We start from the raw sequence: 24,154 nt of genomic DNA on the forward strand, positions 1-24,154 counted from the left end.
CTTTTCCGCTATGCAGGTGGCGGGAAGGGCTGGTGCAATGCGTTTTACGGCCTGTTTGGTGGAGAATAAAGCTATGTCCGGTTCCGCACCCCGGATCGTCATGAAATTCGGCGGGACATCCGTGGGGGATCTTGACCGTATCAGAGCCGTGGCCGAGCGCGTCAAAAAACAGAAAGACGCAGGCTGCGATGTGCTGGTGGTTGTTTCAGCCATGGCAGGAGAAACCAACCGGCTGGTTGGGTTCTGTCAGTCTCTTTCTCCTTTGTATGATGCGCGCGAATACGATGCCGTTGTGGCAACGGGTGAGCAGGTAACCAGTGGTTTGCTGGCCATTGCCTTGCAAAAGCTTGGCGTGCCTTCGCGCTCCTTTGCCGGGTGGCAGGTGCCCATTCTTACGGATTCCCTGCACGGCAAGGCCAGCCTCGATTCGATAGATGGCGCGCGTCTGCTGGGCAGCATGGCCGATGGTATGGTGCCGGTTGTGGCAGGCTTTCAGGGTGTTGGGCCGGATGGCCGCGTAACCACGTTGGGGCGCGGTGGCTCAGATACATCTGCCGTGGCGCTTGCCGCTGCCATTAAGGCGGATCGGTGCGATATCTACACGGACGTGGACGGTATTTACACCACAGACCCCAGAATCGTGCCCAAGGCGCGCAAGCTGGACAAAATTACGTATGAAGAAATGCTGGAGCTGGCATCTGTTGGCGCCAAGGTGCTGCAAACACGCAGTGTAGGCCTTGCCATGCGCGAGCGTGTGCGTGTGCAGGTGCTTTCCAGCTTTGAAGATGGCCCCGCAGTTACGGAAGGTCACCTTCCCGGCTCTATGGTGGTGGATGAGGACGAAATCGTGGAAAAGAAACTGGTCACCGGCATTGCCTACTCCCGTGATGAAGCCAAACTGTCGGTTCGGCGTATTCCTGACCGTCCGGGCATTGCGGCGGCAATTTTTGGCCCATTGAGCGAAGCCAATGTGAATGTGGACATGATTGTGCAGAGCACCGGCGCAGATGGCACCACAAACATGACCTTCACCACCAGCAAGACCGATCTGCCACGCGCTATCAGCATTCTGGAAAGCGTGCGCGGCGCTGTGCAGTATGAAGAACTGCAAACAGACCCGGATATCGTAAAGGTGAGTGTGGTGGGCAGTGGCATGCGTTCCCATGCAGGTGTTGCCAGCACCATGTTCCGCACGCTGTCTGAACGCTCCATCAACATTCAGGCCATCTCTACCAGTGAAATCAAGGTTTCCGTGCTGGTAGCCGCAGAATATGCCGAACTGGCAGTGCGTGCGCTGCACACGGCCTATGGTCTTGATGATGTCTGATATTGCAAGCAGCCTGAATCCCGCTCCAACGTCTGAAGAATGGCAGCGCGCCCGCACGCGGTTGGATAAGTTGTGGCAAAGGGGGGCGGATTTTCTGGGCACGCCTTATGCTATTTTGGCTGGGGCAATGTCTTGGGTGAGTGAACGCCACCTTGTATCCGCCATTTCCAATGCAGGTGGGTTTGGTGTGATTGCCTGTGGTGCTATGGAACCAGCCCGTTTGGCTGAGGAAATTGCCGCCACCCGTGCGCTGACAGATCGCCCTTTTGGCGTAAATCTGATTACCATGCACCCTCAGTTGGATGAGCTGGTGCAGGTGTGTCTGGATGCCAAGGTGGGCCATATTGTGCTGGCAGGTGGTATCCCGCCCAGCGCCGCCATTAAGGCCGCCAAGGATGGTGGTGCCAAGGTTATTGGCTTTGCCCCTGCATTGGTGTTGGCCAAGCGGCTGATCAAGATGGGTGTGGATGCGCTGGTCATTGAAGGTGCAGAAGCAGGTGGTCATATCGGCCCCGTTTCCCTGACTGTGCTGGCGCAGGAAATTCTGCCGCATATCCAGAACGTGCCGGTTTTTGTGGCTGGCGGCCTTGGTCGTGGTGATGCGCTTGTTTCCTATTTGGAGCAGGGCGCTGCTGGTGGCCAGTTTGGTACACGTTTTGCTGCGGCAGAGGAAAGCATTGCCCACGAAAACTTTAAAAAAGCTTTTGTGCGGGCCAATGCGCGTGATGCTACGACCTCGGTTCAGCTTGATGAACGCTTTCCGGTTATTCCGGTGCGGGCCATCAGCAATGAGGGCGGGCGTAAATTTGTGGCGCATCAGGCCGATGTTATCCGCCGCTTTCAGGCGGGTGATCTCACGCGTGAAGATGCACAACTGGAAATCGAACATTTCTGGGCGGGTGCCTTGCGGCGTGCGGTTATTGATGGAGATGTAGAAGAAGGCTCTGTTATGGCCGGGCAATCTGTTGGCATGGTAAAATCTGTGCAGCCGGTGGCCCAGATTATTGCTGACCTGATAGATCAGGCCGTGATAGCGCTGATCCGTCAACAACGCCGCATGGATGCTGATGGCTGAAAACGCCCCAAGTTCTGAACAGGAGCAGCCGGCTGCTCTGCCTCCGCTCCCCGATATTGGTACATACGGGGTAGGGGGCGCACTGCGCAAACGCCGCGAACAGCTTGGCTGGTCCTTGGATGATGTTGCCGCGTATCTGCGCATCCGAGATGCATATCTGGATGCGCTGGAAACCGGAAAAGCGGATGTGCTTCCGGCGGAAGTATATACGCTTGGGTTTTTACGGGCCTATGCGCAGGCTTTGGGGTTTGATCCAAACCCTATGGTGGAGCGTTACAGGCAGGAAGCGCGCAACGCTATTCGGCAGCCAGAACTTGTGTTTCCAGATCCGCCGCCAGATCGGCGTATTCCTCCGGCTGTGTCCATTTCTCTTGGGCTTGCTGTTATTCTGGCCAGCTATGTGGGGTGGTATTACTTTACAGGGCACACGCCACCTGCTCCGGAGCGTGTGCCGCCAGTGGCAAGCCTTCTGCCTGGTGAGCAGACCCATAATGCGCCTTCTCCGCAAGTGGCTTCCATTTTGCCGGATAAAAGTGCTGTTCCAGCACCTTTGCCCTCCTCTGCACAGCCTAAGCCATCAGGCTCTGAACCGGCATCGAACGCGCAAAGTGCGGGGAATGCTTTGCCTGAAGGTACCGTAGCATCGGAAGCAACGCAGCCAGTTGGTGATATTGGTGCAACATCTGCACAAAATCCCCAACAGCCCAACGCGCAAATGCTACCTGCTGCAACGCCAGCGGCTCCTTCTGAGGCGGTTGCTGATAATCAGATCGTGCTGAAGGCGCTTGCCGCCAGTTGGGTGCAGGTGAAGGATGCCAACGGCAAGGTTGTTTACGATCACATTTTACAACCCGATGAGGAATGGAATGTGCCGGTTGAGGGTGGCCCCTATAGCCTGACCGTAGGCAATGCGGGTGGCATTGTTTTGCGTATGGGGGATGTGCTGACAGCGCCTTTAGGGCGCAACGGTGCTGTACGCCGCAAAATGCTGCTAACACCGCAAAGTGTGCGTGATGGTATATTGGCCGCACCTGCCGTGCAAAATAACGTTGCCACACCGCCGATGCATGCAGATGTTGCAGCCCCTGCGCCCAATACGGTATCAGAGATACCAACAGATGCGCAGACAGATCTGGCAGCCTCGGAACAGGCGCTTAAGCCCAAGGAAACTGCACCTCGCACACGCCATCGGGCCGCGCCTGTGCAAGCAGAACCAAGCGCTGATGATTTGAATGCGCGCCAGCTTCAGGGCATGGGTTCACACTAGAATGGCACCCTCGCGCGTATTATGTGTAGCCAAATGGCCTTGATTTTGGCAGGAAAACACCAAACGCAATGGAGAACGCCGTGTGGCCGAACACGGCAGCTTCCCTCAACTGTCGTTTTCGACAAAAGGATGTAAAATGAGCGGCTACCGGCCTTACCAGCATATCGAGCGTCGGAAATCTCGGCAGATCCATGTCGGCAAGGTAGCCGTCGGTGGTGATGCGCCGATTTCCGTCCAGACCATGACCAACACCCTCACGACTGATGCACAGGCAACAATCGAGCAGATTCGTCGTGCAGAAATGGCGGGTGTGGATATTGTGCGTGTGTCCTGCCCGGATGAGGAAAGCACCAAGGCGCTGGAAGAAATTGTAAAGGAAGTGAACGTGCCTATCGTGGCCGATATTCACTTCCACTACAAACGCGCTATTGAAGCTGCAAAGGCAGGTGCTGCCTGCCTGCGTATCAACCCAGGCAACATCGGCAGCGCCGAGCGTGTGCGTGAAGTGGTTAAGGCCGCTAAGGATTACGGCTGTTCCATCCGTATTGGTGTGAACGCCGGATCACTGGAAAAGCATCTGCTTGAAAAATATGGTGAGCCTAACCCAGATGCACTGGTGGAAAGCGCTCTGGAACACGCTAAAATTCTGGAAGATCATGATTTCCGTGAATTCAAGATCAGCGTGAAGGCATCAGATGTGTTCATGGCGGTGGCCGCGTATCAGCAACTGGCAGATGCTTGCGATTACCCGCTGCACATTGGCATTACAGAAGCAGGCAGCAAGCGTGCTGGCACCGTAAAATCCTCCATTGGTCTGGGCAACCTGCTGTGGGCCGGTGTGGGTGATACCATGCGTGTTTCTCTTTCCGCTGCGCCGGAAGAAGAAGTGCTGGTGGGTTGGGATATTCTTAAGTCCCTCGGCCTACGCCACCGTGGTGTTAAGATTATTTCCTGCCCGTCCTGCGCGCGTCAGGGCTTTAACGTGGTGGAAACGGTGCAGACGCTGGAAGATCGGCTGGCACATATTAAAACCCCACTTACCCTATCCATCATCGGGTGTGTGGTGAACGGCCCGGGTGAAGCCCTGCTGACCGATCTGGGCGTAACCGGCGGTGGCTCTGGCCGCCACATGGTGTATGCCGGTGGCAAGCAGGATCATACCGTGCCTGCGGCAGACATGATCGAACATGTTGTGGAACTGGTAGAAGAGCGCGTTGCTGCTATTCAGGCAGAAGAAGCCAAGGAAAAGCAGGAAGGTAAAGCGCAGGAACTGCCAGACATGGCATCTGCCAACTAAGCATTCAACTTTCTTCCTCTGCTTTGCGCCAAAAGGCGCGGGCAGGGGCAGACGTGCCATTTTAAACAGCAAAAAACACCACGCCAGCCAAGGTGACGGGTGCCGTGGTGTGGGAATATATATTCGTGAGCAGCATTCAGCCCGTAAGAGGAACGCACGACCTTATTGGAGAAGACCAGCGCCGCCATGCGCATGTGGTAGACACAGCGCGCCGGATTGCAGGTGTTTACGGGTTTGATGAATGGGCAACCCCGATTTTTGAAGATACACGGGTTTTCTCTCGCTCTTTGGGGGATACGTCCGATGTTGTTTCCAAAGAAATGTATTCCTTTAGTGATCGGGATGGTGAAAGCCTAACATTGCGGCCAGAAGGTACGGCAGCCATTTGCCGGGCCTTGGTTACCAATGCGCTTACGCAGTCCCTGCCGCAGAAAGTATTTTATGCAGGCCCCATGTTCCGGCATGAACGGCCCCAGAAAGGGCGGTATCGCCAGTTTCACCAAATTGGTGCAGAGCTTCTGGGGGCAGCCGAACCCCTGGCAGATGCAGAAGCCATTGCCATGGGGTACGAAGTGCTCAAGGCGTTGGGCATTGCAGATTACGTGACGCTGGAGCTGAATACGCTGGGTGATGCTGCCAGCCGTGATGCATGGCGAGATGCTTTGGTAGCGTATTTTTCGGCCCATAAGGATAAATTGTCTGAAGACAGTCTAACCCGTTTGGAAAAGAACCCGCTGCGCATTCTGGATAGCAAGGATGCAGGCGATAAGGTTCTGGTGGCTGATGCGCCCATGATGGCAGAGTTTCTAACACCAGAAGCCCGTACGTTTTGGGAGGATTTGCGCAATAAGCTGGATGTGTTCGGCATTGCCTACACTGTAAACCCCAGCATTGTGCGTGGGCTGGATTACTACAACCACACCACGTTTGAGTTCGTCACCAATCGTCTGGGTTCTCAGGGCACAGTGCTGGCTGGTGGCCGGTATGATGGTTTGGTAAAACAGATGGGTGGGCCAGAAGTGCCAGCTATTGGCTGGGCTGCGGGTATTGAGCGCCTATCTATGCTGCTAGAACAAGTGCCTGCGGCGCCGCGCTCTGTTGTGTTGGTACCTGTTGGCGCGCCTGATGAAAGCGCAGTTGTGCAGATTTTGCAGAGTTTGCGCGGGCAGGGTGTAAGAACAGAAATTGGCTACAAGGGTTCACTGCGTAAGCGTATGGAACGCGCAGGCAAGCAGAATGCCAGCCATGTGCTTTTCCTTGGGGAAGATGAACTGGCCAAGGGTCTGTTCCGTGTAAAAAATATGGAAACAGGGGCCGAACAGGAAGTCTCTCGTGATACGTTGCTTTCCAAAGCGCAAGACGTATTTGCAGCATGAAGTTTGACGAACGACTAGACCAGATTGTCAGCCGCGCTCTGGAGTTGGAAGCGCAGCTAGCAAGCGGGCTAAATGGTGAAGCTTTTACGCAGGCATCACGAGAATATGCTGAAATCGAACCCGTTGTGGCGCGTATCAACGCCCTGCGCGGGGTGGAAGACGGTATCCGGCAAGCTGAGCAGCTTTTAGCAGATCCAGAAATGAAGGAACTGGCAGAAGCAGAGCTGGCTGAACTGCGTGAGCAACTTCCACATCTGCAAAAAGATGTGCGTCTATCTTTGTTACCAAAAGATGTGGCAGACGCCCGCAGTGCTATTCTGGAAGTGCGGCCTGCGGCTGGGGGCGATGAAGCCGCTCTGTTCGCGGCCGAACTGTTTGACATGTACCGTCGTTATGCAGACCTAAACGGCTGGCGCTTTACCGTTATGGATTATGACGAAAGCGAGCTAGGCGGCCTGCGCGAAGGTATTGCCGAAATTAACGGCAAAGGCGTGTTTGCGCGGTTGAAGTATGAATCCGGTGTGCATCGGGTGCAGCGCGTGCCCGCTACGGAAAGTCAGGGCCGTATCCATACCTCCACAGTTACGGTGGCTGTGCTGCCAGAAGCCGAAGATGTTGATGTAGAGGTTAACGAAACAGACCTGAGGGTAGATGTGTTTCGAGCCTCTGGGGCTGGTGGGCAGCATGTGAATAAGACGGAAAGTGCCGTACGCCTTACCCATATGCCCAGCGGCATTGTGGTTTCTATGCAGGAAGAAAAAAGCCAGCATAAAAACCGCGCCAAGGCCATGAAAATCCTACGTGCACGTTTGTATGAGCGTGAAAGAGCGCAGGCCCATGCCAACCGTGCGGCAGATAGGCGCTCTCAGGTAGGTACGGGAGATAGATCAGAGCGTATTCGCACCTATAACTTCCCGCAAGGGCGTGTCACGGATCATCGTATCAACCTGACACTCTATAAAATTGATCGTGTCATGTTGGGGGAATTGGATGAGTTTGTAGATGCCCTTACGCAGGAAGAACAGGCGGCTCTGCTGGCGGCTGAAGGTTTTTAACTGATAGGTGCTGCACACACGCCAGAACGGCCGGGGTGATGCTCCGCTGCTTCTGGCGCGTTTGGATCAGTTAAAAAGAATTCAGTGAAGTTATCAGACCCCAAGGCGTAAAAATGGTGCCCATCGGGGTTGTGGAGCGTGCCATCACTATCTACCTCATGAGTTTCTACCCGTCCTTCGGGAGAGCGGATGGTGATTTCACCGCATAAGGTATAGGTGTGGTCTAACCTGCCCATAGGGGTGGTGACTTTAACCGTTTTTTCCTGATTTTTATCATCCAGTCGGATCACGCTTACAAGTTTGCCATCCAGATAGATGCGTGAAACTTCAGAAATTTCCGTATCTGCCTTGCCGTCTGTTACCGTAAATTCGCCCGCATAGGCGTAAGAAAGGGGCAATGCGGCCATAAGGCCAAGCAGGCAAAAAGTTGTATTCTGGATACGGCGGAAAAATTGGGGCATTGATGTCTAACCAGATCAATCCATCAAGGTTGCGCGTGTGAGTACAGCAGAAAAAACAATTCCCTGCCAGCCAATAGCGCAACTGTTGCGTGAGGGTACACAACTTTTGGCACAGGCCGGTATTGAAGGCCCGCGGCGGGAAGCGCGATTACTACTTATTCATGCGCTTTCCCTTACACCAGAGCAACTGCTAGCCCGCTCTCCAACAGAGAATGTGCCCAGTGAGCCCTTTTTTTCTTACGTAAAACGTCGCGCTGCACACGAACCTTTTGCCTATATTACAGGCAGTAAAGGGTTTTGGAGCTTGGATTTGGCAGTATCTCCAGCAAGTTTGGTGCCGCGCGGAGATACAGAAACACTTATTACAAGCCTTCTGGAATATCGACCGGATCAGGCATCCGTGCAGAATATTCTGGATTTAGGCACTGGTACGGGCTGTTTGCTGCTGGCTGCTTTGGCGGAATACCCTAAAGCGCGTGGGGTAGGGGTAGATATCAACCCACAAGCCGCCATGTTGGCGCATGCGAATGCCCAGCGTTGTGGCATGCAGGATCACGCATTGTTTATAGCGGCGGAGTGGGATGCCGCGTTGGCTCCAAATGCGCGGTTTGATGTGGTGCTGAGCAACCCTCCCTATATTCCGACTTCAGATCTGGCAGACCTTATGCGGGAAGTACGTGAGCATGAGCCTGTGCGCGCACTGGATGGTGGGAATGATGGGTTGAGTGCGTACCGCTATCTTTGCGGTCGTCTGCCATTTTTATTGGCAGATAGCGGGTTGGCTGTGCTGGAAATTGGCATAGGGCAGGAAGAGGCTTTGCGTGCCTTGGCAGCTACCAATGCCTTGCGCGTGGTAGATGTAAAAGCAGATCTGGCAGGTATTGCCCGCGCTGTGGTGCTAGAAAAACAGGCGTGAAAAATAACTTGGCTTTATAGGCTTGGGTTGCTACACTACTCAAGCTTGCTTCTGTAGCAGATGTAAAAACCTAAAATCACTGCATCAGAAATTAAAGCAGCAAGGGGGCCTTTCATTTGGCAACAATTTATGTGTTGCCTTACATAAAGCCCATTCCGAAAAAACAATTCGGCCTTCACTCAGGAAGCATACCTTTTTAATACAGGACTGTTTCTTTATGCCAAAGTGCCCTGAACAGGAAAGCGCTGTGATAAACCCATGAACGTAAAACGGATGCGGACAAGACACCATCGTTCCAACGGGAGCAATGGGAGTTCCCGACAACTGAATGGACAGATTCCGATGAACAGGAATCATGTTTTTGATAGTCATGGCCCGGATGTGCGCGTACGTGGCACAGCCCAGCAGCTTTTTGAAAAATATCTCCAGCTTGGTCGTGATTCCACAGGCAGCGGAGACCGCGTGGCAGCAGAAGGTTACTTCCAGCATGCCGAACATTACTTCCGTATCATGAACGCCATGGCGCAGGCTGCGCAGCAAAGCCAGCAAGAGCGCGCCGAACGCCTTGCCGCCCGCCAGCAGCGTGCCGTTGCGCAGACCAATGAAGATGGCGAAGACCGGCAGGAAAATGCCCCTCAGCCTGATATTCAGGAAGAATCCGAACCTCAGCCTGAACTTTCCGAAGGCTAAAAAACTTCTGATACCTTGCTGCCCTGCTTCTGATATCTGGAGCGGGGTGGGCGGGGTATAAATTGTGTTTGCGTGTAAGGTGTTTTAGGCAGCCATAAAACGCGCGCAACGCAAAAATAACACAGCAAGTTCTTGGCTTGATGTGGTGGGTTTAGTGTGTTGGTTTTTCAGGGAATTGGTAGCGGCGGAAGGATTTGAACCTCCGACCAAGGGATTATGATTCCCCTGCTCTACCACTGAGCTACGCCGCCATCATGTGATGGCGCTCATCTACCTGATTCTCCGGGATGCCGTCAACCCGGTTTGGCGTATTTTGTTATAAAAATAATCAGATAAGAGAATATAAGAGCTTACTGCCCCAGATTTCCGGCGCCAAAAATGTAATTGCTGACCTGTTGCTCAAGGCTTGTGGGCTCCAGCGTATGTGTCAGCATTCCATTGGGTGGTGCTATGGTGGAGGATGTGCCGGGTTCAATCATCAAAGCGTTTTCAGATGAAAGCGTGGCACTGCTGATTGTGAGCGTGCTGTCCTGTGGCAAGTGCAGTGCGCCATCCAGTGTAAAGTGCACAAAAGCCATCTGAGTGGCTGGGTCTAGTACGATGGATGAAACGCGGCCCACTTTTACCCCGGCAATATCTACATCTGCGCCACGTTCCAGCCCGTTGGCCGAGACAAAGCGGGCAGAGAGAGCGTAGTTATTTGTGCCCGGAGATTTCTGAGTGCCATGTGCATAAAAAGCAAAACCCAGCGTGGCTGCCAGAACTGCTCCGCTAAAAAGACATGCGCCTGCACGGTTTTGCCTGCTCATAGGTGTGTTTTCATCCCGAATAATAATGTTGTGGCATAAGATTAGCATGAATCCTTGCAGCATGGTGGCGCATGGTGCAAGGACAGGCAGCAAAGTTGTGCCAGCGTGGGTTGTAACTGCATATGTCGTTTCTTCAGGCTATCATTATCGCTCTTCTTCAGGGAGCAACAGAACTCTTTCCCGTAAGTAGCCTTGGACATGCTGTTATCCTTCCGGCGTTGTTCCATTGGTCGTACGATCTGCATGATCCGGCATTTCTGCCGTTTCTGGTTATGCTGCATCTGGGTACGTCTGTGGCGCTGCTAGTTTTCTTCTGGAAAGATTGGCTGGCCATATTCAAAGGGGCCAGTGGCAGTTGCGGCCAGCGCATGCAAATGGAAAGCCTGCATATTCTGTGGCTGCTCATTGTAGCCACCATTCCCGCTGTTGTGGTGGGTGGCCTGTTTGAGCACTTCTTGCGCAATTTGTTTGGCTCAGCCTCATCCGCTGCTATTTTTTTGTTTTTAAATGGTTTGCTTTTGCTGGTGGTAGAACGGCTGCGCAGCAGTGTGGTGCGGAAAAACGTTAATTCTGTTGCCAGCATGACATCGCGCGATGCGGTCATTATTGGCCTGTTCCAGTGCCTTGCATTCTTTCCTGGGCTTTCTCGCTCTGGTGCAACCATTTGTGGTGGTTTGTTGCGGGGGCTGCACCATGATACGGCAGCACGCTTTTCCTTTTTGATGGCGCAACCCGTTATTCTGGCCGCCACGGTGCGTGAAGCCTTCAAAATGCGGCATCTGGAGCTACAGCCGGGGCAGATGCGCATTGCCGTGGTGGCAGCTCTTGTATCTGGCCTGATGGCATTGTTCAGCACCGCTTTTCTGATGCGGTATTTCCGTGATCACGACAGATGGGCGCTTTCTCCCTTCGCTTGGTACTGCATGGGCGTAGGCGGTATTGCGACCATTCTGTTCCATTTTATGCACTGAACCAGAAATAGTCTGATGGGAGATATTTCTGGTTCGCCGCGGCGCAAGTCTTTACAGCGCATTGAAAAGGAAAACAGCACCCAACGCCTAAGTAGAACACTGGGGCCTTTGCAGCTTACCATGCTGGGCGTGGGCTCCACTATTGGCGCGGGTATTTATGTTATGACAGGCACGGCAGCCGCCAACTATGCGGGACCGTCCATCCTTTTGTCCTTTATTGTGGCGGGGGTTGCCTGCCTTTTTACGGCCCTTTCTTATGGTGAGCTGGCATCTTCCATGCCGGTTTCAGGCTCTGCTTATACGTATGCCTATGTTTCCATGGGGGAGCGTTGGGCATGGGCTGTTGGGTGGCTGCTTTTGCTGGAATACGGTATTTCCTGCGCAGGTGTGGCTGCTGGTTTTTCAGGTTATGCGGTCAGCCTTTTGCAAGATTTTGGCGTGCATGTGCCATCGGCTCTGTCCACCACTACGCTGCAAGTCGCGTTTGAAGGGGCATCCCGCCATGTTGCTGCGGGGTGGCGGATAGATGCGGTGGGCGCTTTCTCTATTCTGGCCGTTTCTTTGTTGCTGGTTTTGGGCGTGCGGGAATCCTTCAAAATCAATGCGCTCATTGTTTTTCTCAAAGTGGGCGTTCTGGCGCTCTTTGTGGCGCTGGGCGTGTGGGAGGTGCATCCGTCTTACTGGTCTCCCTTTATTCCGAAGTATGAAGGAGGCTTCCGCTTTGGCTTCCCCGGTATTTTCCGCGCAGCATCGGTTATCTTTTTTGCATATGTAGGGTTTGAGGCTGTTTCTACCGCAGCGGGAGAGGCCCAAAACCCTCGGCGGGATGTGCCTGTTGGTATCGTGCTTTCGCTCATTATCTGCACGGTTGTTTACATGATTGTGGCTGCCGTGTTGATTGGTGTGGTGCCGTGGCAGACGCTGGATGTAGCAGACCCGCTGGCAATAGCCGTTAACGCCATGCATCAGCCGTGGCTGGCTTTGTTTGTAAAGCTAGGGGCCGTTATCGGCCTGTGTTCCGTGCTGATGGGGCTGTTATATGCCCAAAGCCGCATCTTTTTTGCCATGGCGGAAGATGGCTTGCTAATGCCGATGTTCAGTAAGCTGCATCCGCGCTTTCAAACACCGTGGATCGGTAGCATTGTGCTGGGGTTTGGCGTAGCGCTGGCAACTGCCACGTTGCCGATTGATATTATTGGTGATCTGGTTAGCCTTGGCACGGCTGTAGCGTTTGGCATTGTGTGTTTTACCGTTATCTGGGTGCGCAATAAGGCCCCCGAAATTCCGCGTCGTTTCAGTGTGCCGTGGGGCGGCTTTACCGTACGCGGTATCTGGCTGGGCTATGTGCCGCTTTTAGGGATTTTCTTTTGCGCGGTTATGGTGGCGCCGCTTTGCGTGGATATGATGTTGGCCCTGTATAAAGGGGACCCCATACCTCTGCTGCTTCTGCTCACTTATGCCGGTATAGGGTGGGCCAGCTATCGGTTTTATGGTCACGTCCATTCCCGCCTAGGGCGGGAACAGCGTGAAAAAGCCAAATAATTCAGTCGTTCAACGGATAGGATGCCAAAAGCCGCTTCTGGCGCTGCCAGAGGCGCACACCTTCCCACAAATTGGTGGGGGACCAGCCAGCCTTCTTCTTTTTGGCGCCAATACGGAAACTTTCCCGGTAATGGTGGAACTGGGCTGCATAGGCTTCGCGCAGCGTTGTGCGGGAATCCCAGATGTGTATAGCTTCTGAACCTACGCCATTGATTTCGATAATTTCAAAATCCTTGCCTTCACGCAGTGCTTCGGCAGAGCGGAATTTTACATCAATACGTCCGAAGTGAAAATCGGGAATATCGTGCATGATGGCGTCAATCTGTCGGGTGAGTTCTGGCGTAATGTCTGCCTTGCCGTTGCGGAAAATGGCCCCTTTGCAATGGTTACCTGCAAATACCAGTTCCAGTTCCTCACCATCTGGCAAAACTTCGTGCAGACAGTGTGTTAGGCGTGGCGTGTAGATGTGTAGCACTTTGCTGGTGCGGCTATCTTTTTGCAGCAGTTGCAGCACGGTATCGCGCCCATTTCCGCGCAGGGCCGGAATATCTTTGTAAGTGAGGGATGAAATTTCCCCCATAGGGCTGTCAGGATGACGAATATAAAACAGCCCGGCTTCGTGCTTCCATGTAATGAGTTTTTGTATCACCAGCCGGATCTTGCGCGGGAAGGAGGCGAGGGCTGCTTTCAGCTCCTCTTCCGTGCGCACCAGTTTTACACCGGTGCCATTACATCCAATATCGGGTTTAACCACTACGGGCAGCGTGAGCCCTTTGGCCTGCATGGCAGCGTGGGCGCGGGCAAGATCATGCGTGCCGGTTGGTAGCGTTACGTAAGGTGCAATCCAGCGTTTGGCATAATTGCCTGCCATATCCAGAATGCTGCTTTTGCTTTCACCGCACAGGCCACCTGTTTCAATACGCGGGTTGGCGGCTGTGGGTAGGGTCACATCCCCATAGCGTATGCCAAGCAGAATCCAGTAAGCCACAACGGGCGTGTAAAAAACCCAACCAGGCCAGAATTCAAAAAGGGAGAGAGGAGAAGGCTGTTTTTCGGCCTGTGTCGTCATGTCTTCTGTTTCTGTGCTCGGGCAATCAAACGGCCCATAAAGAAAATAACCAGCACAAATCCAGCCAAGCCAGCCCAGCGCCAAGCGCCAAGATGATCCAGAATAAACCCACCAACATGGAGAGAAAGCGCAAAAAGCGCAGTTGTCCAGATAAGCGTGGCCAGAAATGTGGCGGCAGTAAATATAGGCAAGCCCGCGTTAAAAAAACCGCTTGCCGTGTAAAGCGGCAACCGGGTGCCCGGAATAAAGCGGCTGACAAATACAACCCAGAACAGGTTTTTGGAAAGCCAGACTTTTTGGTTTTCCATCTGTGATGTGTTCACCCACCTTTGGGCAGGTTTCCAGCGTGCTGCCAGGTAGCCCAACCCGTAAAGCCCTATATCGCCCGTTACAATGCCAATATACAACGCAACAAGTGCTGTAATGGGGGAAAGAGTGTGAAGGTTAACCTGAATGGCCGTAATAACCGTGGCGGCATCTTCCAGCACAAACGTGGCCAGAATAACAATAATAACCTGCGCAAGAGGGTAAGCGGCGGTAAGTTCCAGAAACTGATCCAGCAAAGAAGGTAATCTCTCTCCGGCCAGAACAGCACGGTCTTGAAGGTTTTAAGAGTGTGAGCAGGGCTCCAACAGGCTCTTTTGTGACAGTATTGTCAAGGGGCGGAAACAGGTATGGAGCTGCGTGTTCGGAACCAAAAATAAGGAATAAAGAAGATGGCCTGACAAAGGCCTTATTCCACTATATTCTATGACATTGAATGTTACACAGATCAGAAGCGTGAAGCCTTAATGCTACGAAGAAAACTTCTTGTTGGTGGGGCTTCTGCTCTGTTCGCCACACCTGTATTGGCCCGCACAACTGCGGCTACTACTCCGCACCCTGCTGCATCTTCCAGTTATGCCTCCTTTCTGGCTGGCGTGCGGCGAGAGGCCATAGGGCAGGGTATTTCTGCTTCTGTGGTGGATCAGGCGCTGGCTCTTACCACCCAACCAAATGCCAAAGTGCTTAAGGCAGACCGGCATCAGCCAGAATTCACCCTGACATGGGCGCAATATAAAGATCGGGTTCTGACGGAAAAGAAAATTTCCGATGGGCTTGCTGCTGTTGGTCAACGTACAGCGCTGCTCAACCGTATCAGTTCCACATATGGCGTTAATAAAGGCGCTATTGCGGGTATTTGGGGGCTGGAATCTGCTTACGGCACACGCATGGGCACATTCCATGTGATCGATGCTTTAGCGACTCTGGCTTACGATGGCAGGCGTTCGGCTTTTTTCCGCTCAGAATTGATGAAGGCGCTGAGCATTCTGGGCCAAGGGGACATCACGCCCGCAGGTATGCTGGGCAGCTATGCAGGCGCTATGGGGCAGCCACAGTTTATGCCAAGCGCCTATCTGCGTTACGCAGCTAGCTACCCAGAAGGTGGGCGGCGCGATATCTGGCATAATGAAGCCGATGTTTTTGCCTCTATCGCCAATTATTTGGCCAAGTGCCATTGGCTGCCCGGACAGCCGTGGGGAGAGGAAGTCTTGCTGCCTGACACCATAACGCAGGCACAAATTGGCCGTACGGCTGTGCACCCTATTTCATGGTGGGCGCAGCAGGGCGTGCGGCCACGTGCAGGGCAGTTTTCAAGTGCTGTGCAGGAAGGCGCTATTATCCGCCCAGATGGGGTGGGGGGCGAAGCCTTTATCGTCTATCATAATTTCAACGTGATCCGCCGCTACAACCCCTCCGATTTCTACGCGCTGGGTGTAGGGCTTCTTGGTGATGCAATAACGTGAAAAAACTCGCCCTTGTAGGGTGCCTGGCGGTGCTGGCCTGTTCGCGCCAGCAGCCTGTGGCACAGCAGGATCTGCATTATACAGTTGGGCCGGCATGGCAGGCAGGCAACAAGTGGTTTTACCCGCGGGAAGACTTTGCGTGGCAAGGCACGGGCTTGGCTGTAAGGGAACCCCCACAGGCAGAAGGTCACCTGACAGCAGATGGTGAGGTCTGGCGCGCCGCCAGCATGACAGGTAGCCATCAGACCTTGCAACTACCCGCCGTGGTGCGGGTGACCAACCTGGATAACGGGCGGCAAATTGTGATCCGCTTGAATGATCGTGGCCCGAATGATCCGGGGCGTATGATCGGTCTTTCCCCGCGTGCCGCAGATTTGCTGGGTGTGGGCAAAGAGCCTGCGCGTGTGCAGGTGGTAGAAGATGAAATGGCCAGCAGGCAGTTTGCCGAAGTACTGCCCGGTGGCCCCATGTTGCAGATTAGTGCAGCCCCGCTGGAAAAAGTGCAGCAAACGGCATTAGGTAACGCCGCAGTGGATAGGCAGGGCCTTACAGTTCTGGCAGATAACACCACGCAGGAAACGCCTGCGCCGGGCAAGGTAGTGCTGGCAGATCTGCCAGCCACTGTTATGCAGGGCGCGCCTGTGTCCAGCATGCTGTGGGTGGAAACCATGGATTTTACATCTCGCTTGGCCGCCATGCGGCAGGCGGCGGCACAAGGTGCCAGCGTTCGGCCTGTGTTTTTGGGGCATGGCACAATGTGGGCTGTGCGCTACGGGCCTTTTACGACTATAAGCGAAGCAGATGCCGCCCTTAAGCGAGCACTTGCTACTGGTTTAACCGGATCTCATATCGTCGTCGAATAGGGAAAAATGTTGCAGACTCGACGGTTCTTACTCGCAGGGGGCGCTGCCCTTTTCTCTGGTGCCTATGCGCTTGATGCCATGGCACGGCCTCGCCACCACGGCGCGGCGGCCAAAGGTGCAATACCTGCGGCGGCCCAGCCTGCTGTGCCGGGGGCGGATACACCCGCCACTACGCCCGTGGGGCCGGTGGATACACAGGCACGCTGGGCCTGCATTCTGGATTACAATAGCGGTGCCACACTGCTTGAGAAAAATGCAGATGAGCGCATGCCCCCATCATCCCTTACCAAGATGATGACGGCGTACGTTACATTTGGCATGCTCAAATCTGGCCGCCTGAAGCTGGATCAGATGTTGCCCGTAAGTGAACGCGCATGGCGCATGCAGGGTTCACGCATGTTTGTGCCCTTGGGGCAAAGCGTAAGCGTGCAGGATCTTATTCAGGGCATGGTTATCCAGTCCGGTAACGATGCCTGTATTGTGATTGCAGAAGGCGTTTCCGGCTCGGAAGAACAGTTTGTTGCGTTGATGAACGACACAGCCACCAAACTGGGGCTCACCAATTCGCACTTCATGAACGCAACTGGCTGGCCCGCAGAAAATCATTACATGTCTGCGCGAGATGTGGCCTATCTGGCGCTGCGTTTGATTCATGATTTTCCGGAATATTATCATTTCTTCTCGGAAAAAGAGTTCCTGTTTAACAAAATCAGGCAGGAAAACCGGAACTCTCTGGTGGTTAAAGGTTTGGCCGATGGCTTAAAAACCGGCCACACAGATGCAGGTGGGTTTGGCCTGTGCGCTTCTTCTGAGCGCGAAGGGCGGCGTGTTGTGCTGGCTGTGAACGGGCTGCCTTCATCCGCAGCACGTGGGCGGGAAGCTGAACGTCTGATGGGCTGGGCTTTCGCCAATTTTGAAACTGCGCAAATTGTCAGCAAAGGCGATGTGCTGGAACAGGCCCCTGTATGGATGGGTGTAACCCAGACAGTGCCGCTGGTGGCTGCGCAGGATTTCAAGATTTTGCTGCCACATGGCTGGCGTAATGGCACACATCTGGCGCTGGACTACAATGGCCCGATTATTGCGCCAGTGCAGGCCGGGCAGGTTGTAGGCCAACTTACAGTGTCTTTGCCCGGTGGGCGGCAGGCCAGTATTCCGGTGCAAGCCGGGCAGAGCGTGCCTGCACTCAGCTTTTTGGGGCGGGCTGCACGTCGGCTGCACCTCTGATTCATGGCTTGTGGCATGTTTATAACGCTGGAAGGCGCAGAAGGGGTGGGAAAATCCACCCAGCTGCGGCTTTTGAAGGAAAAGCTGGAAGCGCAAGGCCAGAAGGTTTTGGCCACGCGTGAACCGGGCGGTTCTGCCGGTGCGGAAGATCTGCGCCAGCTTTTGTTGTTTGGTAAAAATCCGCTTTCTGCCCGGGCGGAAATTCTGACACATTTTGCCGCACGGTATGATCATGTTGATCAGGTTATTCTGCCCGCTCTTAAGGCTGGGCAGATTGTGCTGTGTGATCGCTTTACCGATTCCACCTTGGCGTATCAGGGATACGGGCGCGCCAATGGTGCCCCGGCTATTTTAAGCCTGATTGCAACACTGCAAAAGCAGCTTGGTTTGCAGCCAGATATAACCTTTCTGTTGCAAGCGCCGCGCGCCGTTTCCCGCCAACGTTTGGCAGCGCGTGGTGCGCCAACAGACAGGTATGAGCAGGCGGATGAGGCTTTTCATGCGCGTTTGGCAGATGGGTTTGCGCATATTGCTCAGGCAGAACCGCAACGGGTGGTAGTGGTGGATACCTCCGTTTATTCAGCAGAGCAGGTAAACGCTCAGATTCTGAAAGATATCCAGACCCGTCTGGCCCATGCCGAGGGCTGAGAACGTGCAGGAGCCACGTCTGGCATCTTTGCAGTTGCGTGGGCATCAGGCCGCTTTGCAGGCATTTCGGCAGGCCATGCAGGGTGGGCGCTTGCCCCATGCGTGGTTGATTACAGGCCCACCGGGTATTGGTAAGGCCACATTTGCGTTCCGGCTGGCGCGTATATTGCTGGGCGGGGAGGATGAACTAAGCCCCGCTGGGCGCCGTGTTTCTGCCGCCACGCATGCAGATTTGCTGGTTGTTGCCCGCGGGTTTGATGAAAAACGCCAAAAATACCGCAGCGAGATTGTAGCGGATGATGTGCGGCCTATTAACTCCTTTTTGCGGCGTACGGCGGCAGAAGGTGGGTGGCGTGTTGTCATTGTAGATGGCGCGGAATGGATGAACCGTAGCGCAGCCAATGCCGTGCTGAAAATTCTGGAAGAACCGCCGCCAGCTACGGTATTGTTGTTAACCTGTTCCGCTCCAGGGCGGCTTTTGCCCACTATTCGTAGCCGATGCCGTAAACTGGAACTCGCACCGCTGGCTGCGGCAGATATGTCTGCCGTGCTGCATGCGCAGGCTCCAGAAGCTTCGGATACAGAAATACAGCGCGTTATGGCAGAAGCCCATGGTGCGCCGGGGCGTGCTCTGGCGTTGCTGGCAGATAAGGGTGGTGAAATTGCCAGCCTTGTGCACGAAGTGGTGCAGGGCATTACGCCATTACGCAGCTATGAGGTTGCAGAAACCATTTTACGCAGGGATTATGGTTTCAGTCTGTTTTTCAGCCTGTTATCAGACACACTCCAGATGCAAGCTCGTCAGGCGGCGCGGCAGGGAAACCCGCAATGTGTGGCCTTGGCCAATGCGTGGGAAGCCACCATGCGCAAGCACACCGAGACGGAACGCTTTAATCTGGATAAACAGGAAGCCCTGCTTGAAGCTATGACGATTGCGAGCCGAGAATGACCCGTCGTTTCTATGTAACTACGCCCATCTATTACGTGAACGGAGCGCCCCATATTGGCCACGCTTACACGTCTATTGCTGCGGATGTGATGGCCCGCTTTCATCGTCTGGCAGGGGATGAGGTGTTCTTTCTGACAGGCACGGATGAGCACGGCCAGAAGGTAGAGCAGGCTGCACAGGCCAATGGCATAGATGCCAAAAGCTTTGCGGATAAGGTTTCGGCCGATTTCCGCAATATGGCCGATGCCATGAACATCTCGTATGATGATTTCATCCGCACGACAGAGCCGCGCCATATTACCAGCACGCAGGCATTGTGGCAAAAAGTGGCGGATAACGGGGCCATTTGCCTGGGCGCGTATGAGGGCTGGTATGCTCTGCGTGATGAATGCTTCTACGGTGAAGATGAATTGGTGCCCGGCCCGGATGGCAAAAAAGTTGCTCCCACAGGCGCACCGGTAGAATGGGTGAAGGAACCCTCTTACTTCTTCAAGCTGTCTGAATATCAGGATCGGCTGTTGGAGCTGTATGAAAATAATCCGGATTTTCTGGGCCCTCATGGTGCGCGGAATGAGATTGTAAGCTTTGTTAAGCAGGGCCTGCGCGATCTTTCCATCAGCCGTACCAGTTTTAAGTGGGGCATTCCTGTTCCGGGTGATGATAAGCACGTTATGTATGTGTGGTTTGATGCACTCGCCAATTACCTGAGCGCTCTGGGCTATCCGGATACCTCTGCCCCGCGCATGGCGTTCTGGCCTGCCAACCTGCATCTGGTTGGCAAGGATATTGCACGCTTCCATGCCGTTTACTGGCCTGCCTTCCTTATGGCTGCTGGTATTGAGCTGCCACGCAAGGTGTTTGCCAACGGCTGGTGGACCATTGAAGGCCAGAAGATGAGCAAATCTCTGGGCAATGTGGTGGATCCGCGTGATCTGGTTAAAGAATTCGGGCTAGATGCTGTGCGCTTCTTCCTGCTGCGCGAAGTGCCTTTTGGCGGGGATAGTGATCTTTCCCGCAAGGCGCTGATTATGCGCAATAATGTGGAATTGGCGAATGATCTGGGCAATCTGGCCCAGCGTACGCTTTCCCTTGTAGCGCGTAACTGCGGTGGTGTTCTGCCAGAACGCCGTACGCTAACGGAAGAAGATACCCATCTGCTAGGGCAGGTGATGGTGCTGCCCGATCTGCTGAAATCTCAGATTGAGCGGTGTGCACTTACAGACGCGCTGGAAGATGTGTGGAAGGTGATCCGCGCCTGCAACGCGTATATCGACCATCAGGCCCCGTGGGCGTTGCGCAAGACAGACCCAGAACGCATGAAGGACGTGTTGCGTGTGTTGGTAGATGCCCTGCGCGGTATTGCCACCATGCTCCAGCCGTTCATGCCGCAGAGCATGGAACGCATGTTGGACCAGCTTTCTGTTACGGCAGAAGAACGCAGCTTTGCCGCGCTGGAAACACCATTGCCCGGTGGGCGTCAGCTTCCGGCACCACAGGGCATTTTCCCCCGTTATGTTGAGCCAGAACAGGCATAATGATGACAGAGGACAGTACAAAGCTGGCAGGGTTGATAGATTCTCACTGTCATCTTGATCATTTCTCAGCCGAGGAAATGCCAGAACTGCTTGAGGCCGCTAAGGATGCGGGCTTGGGTGGTATGGTCACTATTGGTACTCGCTTGGCGCGTGCGCCAGAACAAAAGGCGCTGGCCAAGCTGGATACGCCAGACATGCGCGTATGGTGCACCGTTGGCACGCATCCGGACCATGTAGAGGAAGAACCTCTTCCTACTGTTGCGGATATTGTGGCCATTGCAGATGTGCCCGAAGTGATAGGCATTGGTGAAACCGGGCTGGATTACTTCCACGGCAAGGAAGATGTGCGCCCGCTCCAGCATGAGTATTTTCGCCAGCATATTCGCGCTGCGCGGGAATTGAATGTGCCGGTTATCATCCATGCCCGTCAGGCAGATGAGGATGTGGCCAGTATCTTAGAGGAAGAACATGCAAAAGGGGCTTTTCCCATTTTGTTGCATTGTTTTGCCTCAGGCCCAGAGCTGGCGCAGCGCGTGGTCAATCTGGGCGGATATGTTAGTTTTTCCGGTATCGCCACATTTCCGAAATGTGATGAGATACGGGCCGTTGCGCGGGATATTCCGGCAGACCGCATTGTGGTGGAAACGGATTCTCCCTATCTCGCGCCCGTGCCAAAGCGGGGTAAGCGCAATCAGCCTGCTTTTGTGGCGCACACGGCAGCCCGGATTGCGCAGGAACGTGGTATGGAACTGCCTGATTTCACCCGCATGACTACAGAAAATTTTTACCGGTTATTCCGCAAAGCCGTGTGATGGTTGCCGAGAAAAAGCGGAGTAAGCGGGTATGAAAGTTACAGTTCTGGGGTGTGGTGGGTCTGCCGGTGTGCCTATGGTGGGCGGGGCCGATGGCCATGGAATCTGGGGCGCGTGTAACCCGAAGGAGCCTCGGAATACCCGCACCCGTTCTTCTATTTTACTGCGGTTAAAAAACGGTGCTGGCGTGTTGGTGGATACAGGGCCAGATTTGCGCGCCCAGCTTCTGGTAAATGGCATTAAGGATTTTCAGTCCATTATCTTTACCCATGCCCATGCAGACCATATTTCTGGGCTGGATGAAGTGCGCGCCATTAATCGCGTAATTCAAAAGCCGCTACATGCTTACGGTGCAGCGGAAACGCTAGAAGATATTCAGCGGCGGTTTGATTATGTGTTCAAACCGTGGACACCCCCAAACTTCTTCCGTGCTGTGGTGCAGGCGCACCCGGTAGAAATGGGGCAACCTATTACCATAAGCGGCACGGAGTTTACCTTTTTCAATCAGGTACACGGGCGTGTTGGGTCAACAGGCGTGCGTTGTGGCGGTTTTGTTTACAGCACGGATGTTGTGGAGTTTCCCGAAGCATCTCTAGACATTCTGCGTGGGGTGGATACGTGGATGGTGGATTGCTTCCAACGGCAGCCTCATAGTGCACATGCTTGGTTGGAGCGGGTGTTGGAATGGCAGCAAGCTTTCAATCCACGCCGCATGATACTTACCCATATGGGCCCGGATATGGATTGGCAGTGGATGCAGGATCATCTTCCCGCAGGTGTAGAGCCCGCATGGGATGGCGCTGTGTTTGAAGTGGCTGATCCCTGAAATAAAGGCACCAGAGGGCTTGCCTGTGTAAGCAAAACCCTCTGTTTTGTGTTTGGGTCTTAGCGGCTCATCAGTACCGTAATGTCTGCATGTTCCAGCGTATAACGGGTTACACCGCCCAGAATAAGCTGGCGCAGACGGGAGTGGGAGTAAGCGCCCATTGCCAGCATGTCTGCATCAAAGTCCTTACACGCGGCTTCCAGCCCTTTGCCTACATCGCGATCCACGGGCGGGAATTCCACACAATCAGCCGTAATGCCGTGGATGGCTAGATAATCCACTACGTCCCGCGCAGTGGGGCCACGGCGCTGATAATCTCCACAATGCAGCACACGCACAGCCTCTGCCGTAAGCGCCCATGCCAAAGCACCGCGTAGCGCGGATGAGGCTTCTGCCGTGCCATTCCAGGCAATGCAAACGCGTTTAATAAGCCCTTTGGGCGGTGTGCGTGGGGCAATTACCACTGGGCGTCCGCTATCAAACAGAACGGCATGCAGGGTTTCGGAAGATGAGACAGCATCACCGGAATCCGGGTGCGGCACGAGTGTAAAGTCAGACAAGCGAGCCTGTGCAGGCACAATTTCACTTTCCGCACCACGCATGATGTTGAAGCTGATTGTTGGCGCATCCATAGGGAAGGGGCCGCGTGGGGGCACAACCTGAATATCTGGATGCGCGGCCACAAAGCGTTCAAACAGAGCATGCACTTCATGCGCATGGCGTGCGCCTTCATGCTCGGCAGAGCGCATCAGATCTTCCACCATAGCGCCGGAAAGGCCTTCACCAGCCAATGGCGCCATTTCCCGCCCATCTGGGCGAATGTGCAGTACAGCCAGATGCGCGCCAAAGCGGCGGGCAAAGTTGTAGCCTCGGATAAGTGCGGCTTCAGCATTAGAGGTGCTGGGAAGCGGCAGCAGAATTTTACGAACGTCTTTCATTCTTATTTTTCTCCGCTGTCTTTTAAAATAATGTGTTTCAAGTGGCTGTGCGCTTACGGATATAAACGCGTGACATCCCAATCGTTTCCATTGCGTGCCCATACAGCGCGATCATGCAAGCGGAAGCGCCGTTCCTGCCAGAACTCAAAATATTCTGGGTTTACTCGATAGCCAGACCAGTTGGCCGGACGAGGGATTGGGTCTTGCGGGTATGTTTCTTCCACCTGCTTGAGGCGTTCTTCAAAGATGGCACGGTTTGCCAGCGGGCGGGATTGATCCGAGGCCACGGCGCCAAGGCGGGAAACACGGCTCCGACTCGCAAAATATGCATCGGCTTCTTCCGGTGTTACAGGGGTAACAGCCCCTTCAATCCGAATCTGGCGGCGCTGGCTTTTCCAATGGAACAGCAGGGCGACGTGCGGGTTTTCTTCCAGCTCACGCCCTTTGCGGCTGTGCATGTTGGTATAAAAAACAAACCCCCGATGGTCTGCCCCTTTTAACAGCACAATGCGGGCCGATGGTCTGCCATCTCGCGTGGCGGTGGCCAGCACCATGGCGTTGGGGTCGTTCACCTCTGTCTTTTCCGCCTCCTTCATCCATGTCTCAAACAGCGTAAACGGGTTGGCTGTCAGATCAATCAAAGGCTGACTGTCTAATGGGAGGGCCGCGGGAGAAGGTGAGGTTTCCGTCATGCTCGGACTCAATTCGTGTTCG

At 54.3% G+C, this 24,154-nt stretch carries 24 protein-coding genes and 1 tRNA gene; 18 read left to right on the forward strand and 7 right to left on the reverse strand.

Translation table 11 applies throughout. The features are described 5' to 3' along the window. Positions 1–73 precede the first annotated feature (73 nt). The 6 genes from WG31_RS06155 (at position 74) to prfA (ending at position 7,397) form a co-directional block, all read left to right on the forward strand. The gene (locus WG31_RS06155) at positions 74–1,327 is read left to right on the forward strand and encodes an aspartate kinase (protein ID WP_035351732.1); all 1,254 of its coding nucleotides are present in this window, start codon (positions 74–76) and stop codon (positions 1,325–1,327) included. Continuing rightward, positions 1,320–2,402 carry an NAD(P)H-dependent flavin oxidoreductase gene (locus WG31_RS06160; protein ID WP_193562022.1) on the forward strand — a complete coding sequence of 361 codons (1,083 nt, stop codon included), beginning with the start codon at positions 1,320–1,322 and terminating at the stop codon, positions 2,400–2,402. Before WG31_RS06155 ends, WG31_RS06160 begins: the two co-directional genes overlap by 8 nt. Then, positions 2,395–3,669 (forward strand): helix-turn-helix domain-containing protein, encoded by a 1,275-nt coding sequence (locus WG31_RS06165; protein ID WP_209439374.1) that lies wholly within the window; start codon positions 2,395–2,397, stop codon positions 3,667–3,669. The genes WG31_RS06160 and WG31_RS06165 overlap by 8 nt, the downstream gene beginning before the upstream one ends. 136 nt (positions 3,670–3,805) lie before the next feature. Further along, positions 3,806–4,966 carry a flavodoxin-dependent (E)-4-hydroxy-3-methylbut-2-enyl-diphosphate synthase gene (gene ispG / locus WG31_RS06170; RefSeq protein ID WP_003623480.1) on the forward strand — a complete coding sequence of 387 codons (1,161 nt, stop codon included), beginning with the start codon at positions 3,806–3,808 and terminating at the stop codon, positions 4,964–4,966. A gap of 125 nt (positions 4,967–5,091) precedes the next feature. Further along, positions 5,092–6,342, forward strand: coding sequence for a histidine--tRNA ligase (gene hisS, locus WG31_RS06175; protein ID WP_063354894.1), 1,251 nt, complete (start codon positions 5,092–5,094; stop codon positions 6,340–6,342). Beyond that, positions 6,339–7,397 carry a peptide chain release factor 1 gene (gene prfA, locus WG31_RS06180; protein WP_063353956.1) on the forward strand — a complete coding sequence of 353 codons (1,059 nt, stop codon included), beginning with the start codon at positions 6,339–6,341 and terminating at the stop codon, positions 7,395–7,397. Before hisS ends, prfA begins: the two co-directional genes overlap by 4 nt. Here prfA and WG31_RS06185 read toward each other — a convergent pair. Continuing rightward, positions 7,394–7,858, reverse strand: coding sequence for a hypothetical protein (locus WG31_RS06185; protein ID WP_063353957.1), 465 nt, complete (start codon positions 7,856–7,858; stop codon positions 7,394–7,396). The genes prfA and WG31_RS06185 overlap by 4 nt on opposite strands. A 37-nt stretch (positions 7,859–7,895) precedes the next feature. Between WG31_RS06185 and prmC the strand changes: the two genes are divergently transcribed. Both prmC and WG31_RS06195 read left to right on the forward strand, forming a co-directional pair. After that, positions 7,896–8,774 (forward strand): peptide chain release factor N(5)-glutamine methyltransferase, encoded by an 879-nt coding sequence (gene prmC / locus WG31_RS06190; RefSeq protein WP_063353958.1) that lies wholly within the window; start codon positions 7,896–7,898, stop codon positions 8,772–8,774. Positions 8,775–9,032: 258 nt separating this feature from the next. Next, on the forward strand, positions 9,033–9,464 hold the full coding sequence (locus tag WG31_RS06195; RefSeq protein WP_006115210.1) for a DUF4167 domain-containing protein: 432 nt from the start codon (positions 9,033–9,035) through the stop codon (positions 9,462–9,464). 176 nt (positions 9,465–9,640) lie between these two features. Here the strand turns inward: WG31_RS06195 and WG31_RS06200 are convergent. Together WG31_RS06200 and WG31_RS06205 are read right to left on the reverse strand one after the other, a co-directional pair. Further along, positions 9,641–9,715: transfer RNA gene (locus tag WG31_RS06200), tRNA-Met, on the reverse strand. Positions 9,716–9,814: 99 nt separating this feature from the next. After that, positions 9,815–10,336 carry an MlaD family protein gene (locus WG31_RS06205; RefSeq protein ID WP_170315274.1) on the reverse strand — a complete coding sequence of 174 codons (522 nt, stop codon included), beginning with the start codon at positions 10,334–10,336 and terminating at the stop codon, positions 9,815–9,817. A gap of 59 nt (positions 10,337–10,395) precedes the next feature. Between WG31_RS06205 and WG31_RS06210 the strand changes: the two genes are divergently transcribed. Together WG31_RS06210 and WG31_RS06215 are read left to right on the forward strand one after the other, a co-directional pair. Continuing rightward, positions 10,396–11,244 (forward strand): undecaprenyl-diphosphate phosphatase, encoded by an 849-nt coding sequence (locus tag WG31_RS06210; protein WP_063353959.1) that lies wholly within the window; start codon positions 10,396–10,398, stop codon positions 11,242–11,244. A 15-nt stretch (positions 11,245–11,259) separates the two neighbouring features. Next, complete coding sequence (locus WG31_RS06215) at positions 11,260–12,786, forward strand: amino acid permease (protein WP_063353960.1); 1,527 nt, start codon at positions 11,260–11,262, stop codon at positions 12,784–12,786. Between the two features lies 1 nt (position 12,787). Here WG31_RS06215 and WG31_RS06220 read toward each other — a convergent pair whose 3' ends face one another. Beyond that, entirely contained in the window at positions 12,788–13,855 is a 1,068-nt protein-coding gene (locus WG31_RS06220; protein WP_063353961.1) for an ATP-grasp domain-containing protein, read from the reverse strand. Then, positions 13,852–14,418, reverse strand: coding sequence for a DedA family protein (locus WG31_RS06225; protein WP_063353962.1), 567 nt, complete (start codon positions 14,416–14,418; stop codon positions 13,852–13,854). The genes WG31_RS06220 and WG31_RS06225 overlap by 4 nt, the downstream gene beginning before the upstream one ends. Before the next feature lie 228 nt (positions 14,419–14,646). Here WG31_RS06225 and WG31_RS06230 point away from each other — a divergent pair, with 228 nt between their 5' ends. From WG31_RS06230 to WG31_RS06265, 8 genes are read left to right on the forward strand one after another with little or no spacing between them, the layout of a single operon-like run. Beyond that, the gene (locus WG31_RS06230) at positions 14,647–15,642 is read left to right on the forward strand and encodes a lytic murein transglycosylase (RefSeq protein WP_063353963.1); all 996 of its coding nucleotides are present in this window, start codon (positions 14,647–14,649) and stop codon (positions 15,640–15,642) included. Continuing rightward, positions 15,639–16,505 carry a septal ring lytic transglycosylase RlpA family protein gene (locus WG31_RS06235; protein WP_063353964.1) on the forward strand — a complete coding sequence of 289 codons (867 nt, stop codon included), beginning with the start codon at positions 15,639–15,641 and terminating at the stop codon, positions 16,503–16,505. The genes WG31_RS06230 and WG31_RS06235 overlap by 4 nt, the downstream gene beginning before the upstream one ends. A 6-nt stretch (positions 16,506–16,511) precedes the next feature. Further along, positions 16,512–17,732, forward strand: coding sequence for a D-alanyl-D-alanine carboxypeptidase family protein (locus WG31_RS06240; protein WP_063353965.1), 1,221 nt, complete (start codon positions 16,512–16,514; stop codon positions 17,730–17,732). 3 nt (positions 17,733–17,735) lie between these two features. Beyond that, on the forward strand, positions 17,736–18,380 hold the full coding sequence (gene tmk, locus WG31_RS06245) for a dTMP kinase (protein WP_063353966.1): 645 nt from the start codon (positions 17,736–17,738) through the stop codon (positions 18,378–18,380). 4 nt (positions 18,381–18,384) lie between these two features. Further along, positions 18,385–19,329 (forward strand): DNA polymerase III subunit delta', encoded by a 945-nt coding sequence (locus WG31_RS06250; protein ID WP_063354895.1) that lies wholly within the window; start codon positions 18,385–18,387, stop codon positions 19,327–19,329. After that, the gene (metG, locus tag WG31_RS06255; protein ID WP_063353967.1) at positions 19,326–20,864 is read left to right on the forward strand and encodes a methionine--tRNA ligase; all 1,539 of its coding nucleotides are present in this window, start codon (positions 19,326–19,328) and stop codon (positions 20,862–20,864) included. The genes WG31_RS06250 and metG overlap by 4 nt, the downstream gene beginning before the upstream one ends. Beyond that, positions 20,864–21,676, forward strand: coding sequence for a TatD family hydrolase (locus tag WG31_RS06260; protein WP_063353968.1), 813 nt, complete (start codon positions 20,864–20,866; stop codon positions 21,674–21,676). Before metG ends, WG31_RS06260 begins: the two co-directional genes overlap by 1 nt. 31 nt (positions 21,677–21,707) lie before the next feature. Further along, a complete protein-coding gene (locus tag WG31_RS06265) occupies positions 21,708–22,502 on the forward strand; it encodes an MBL fold metallo-hydrolase (RefSeq protein ID WP_063353969.1) in 795 nt (264 codons plus the stop codon). Positions 22,503–22,561: 59 nt separating this feature from the next. Here WG31_RS06265 and WG31_RS06270 read toward each other — a convergent pair whose 3' ends face one another. After that, on the reverse strand, positions 22,562–23,440 hold the full coding sequence (locus tag WG31_RS06270; protein WP_063353970.1) for a universal stress protein: 879 nt from the start codon (positions 23,438–23,440) through the stop codon (positions 22,562–22,564). A gap of 53 nt (positions 23,441–23,493) precedes the next feature. After that, positions 23,494–24,132, reverse strand: coding sequence for a pyridoxamine 5'-phosphate oxidase (gene pdxH, locus WG31_RS06275; RefSeq protein ID WP_035351439.1), 639 nt, complete (start codon positions 24,130–24,132; stop codon positions 23,494–23,496). Positions 24,133–24,154: the final 22 nt, after the last annotated feature.

This window comes from Acetobacter oryzifermentans (genome assembly GCF_001628715.1).
Taxonomy (GTDB): domain Bacteria; phylum Pseudomonadota; class Alphaproteobacteria; order Acetobacterales; family Acetobacteraceae; genus Acetobacter; species Acetobacter oryzifermentans.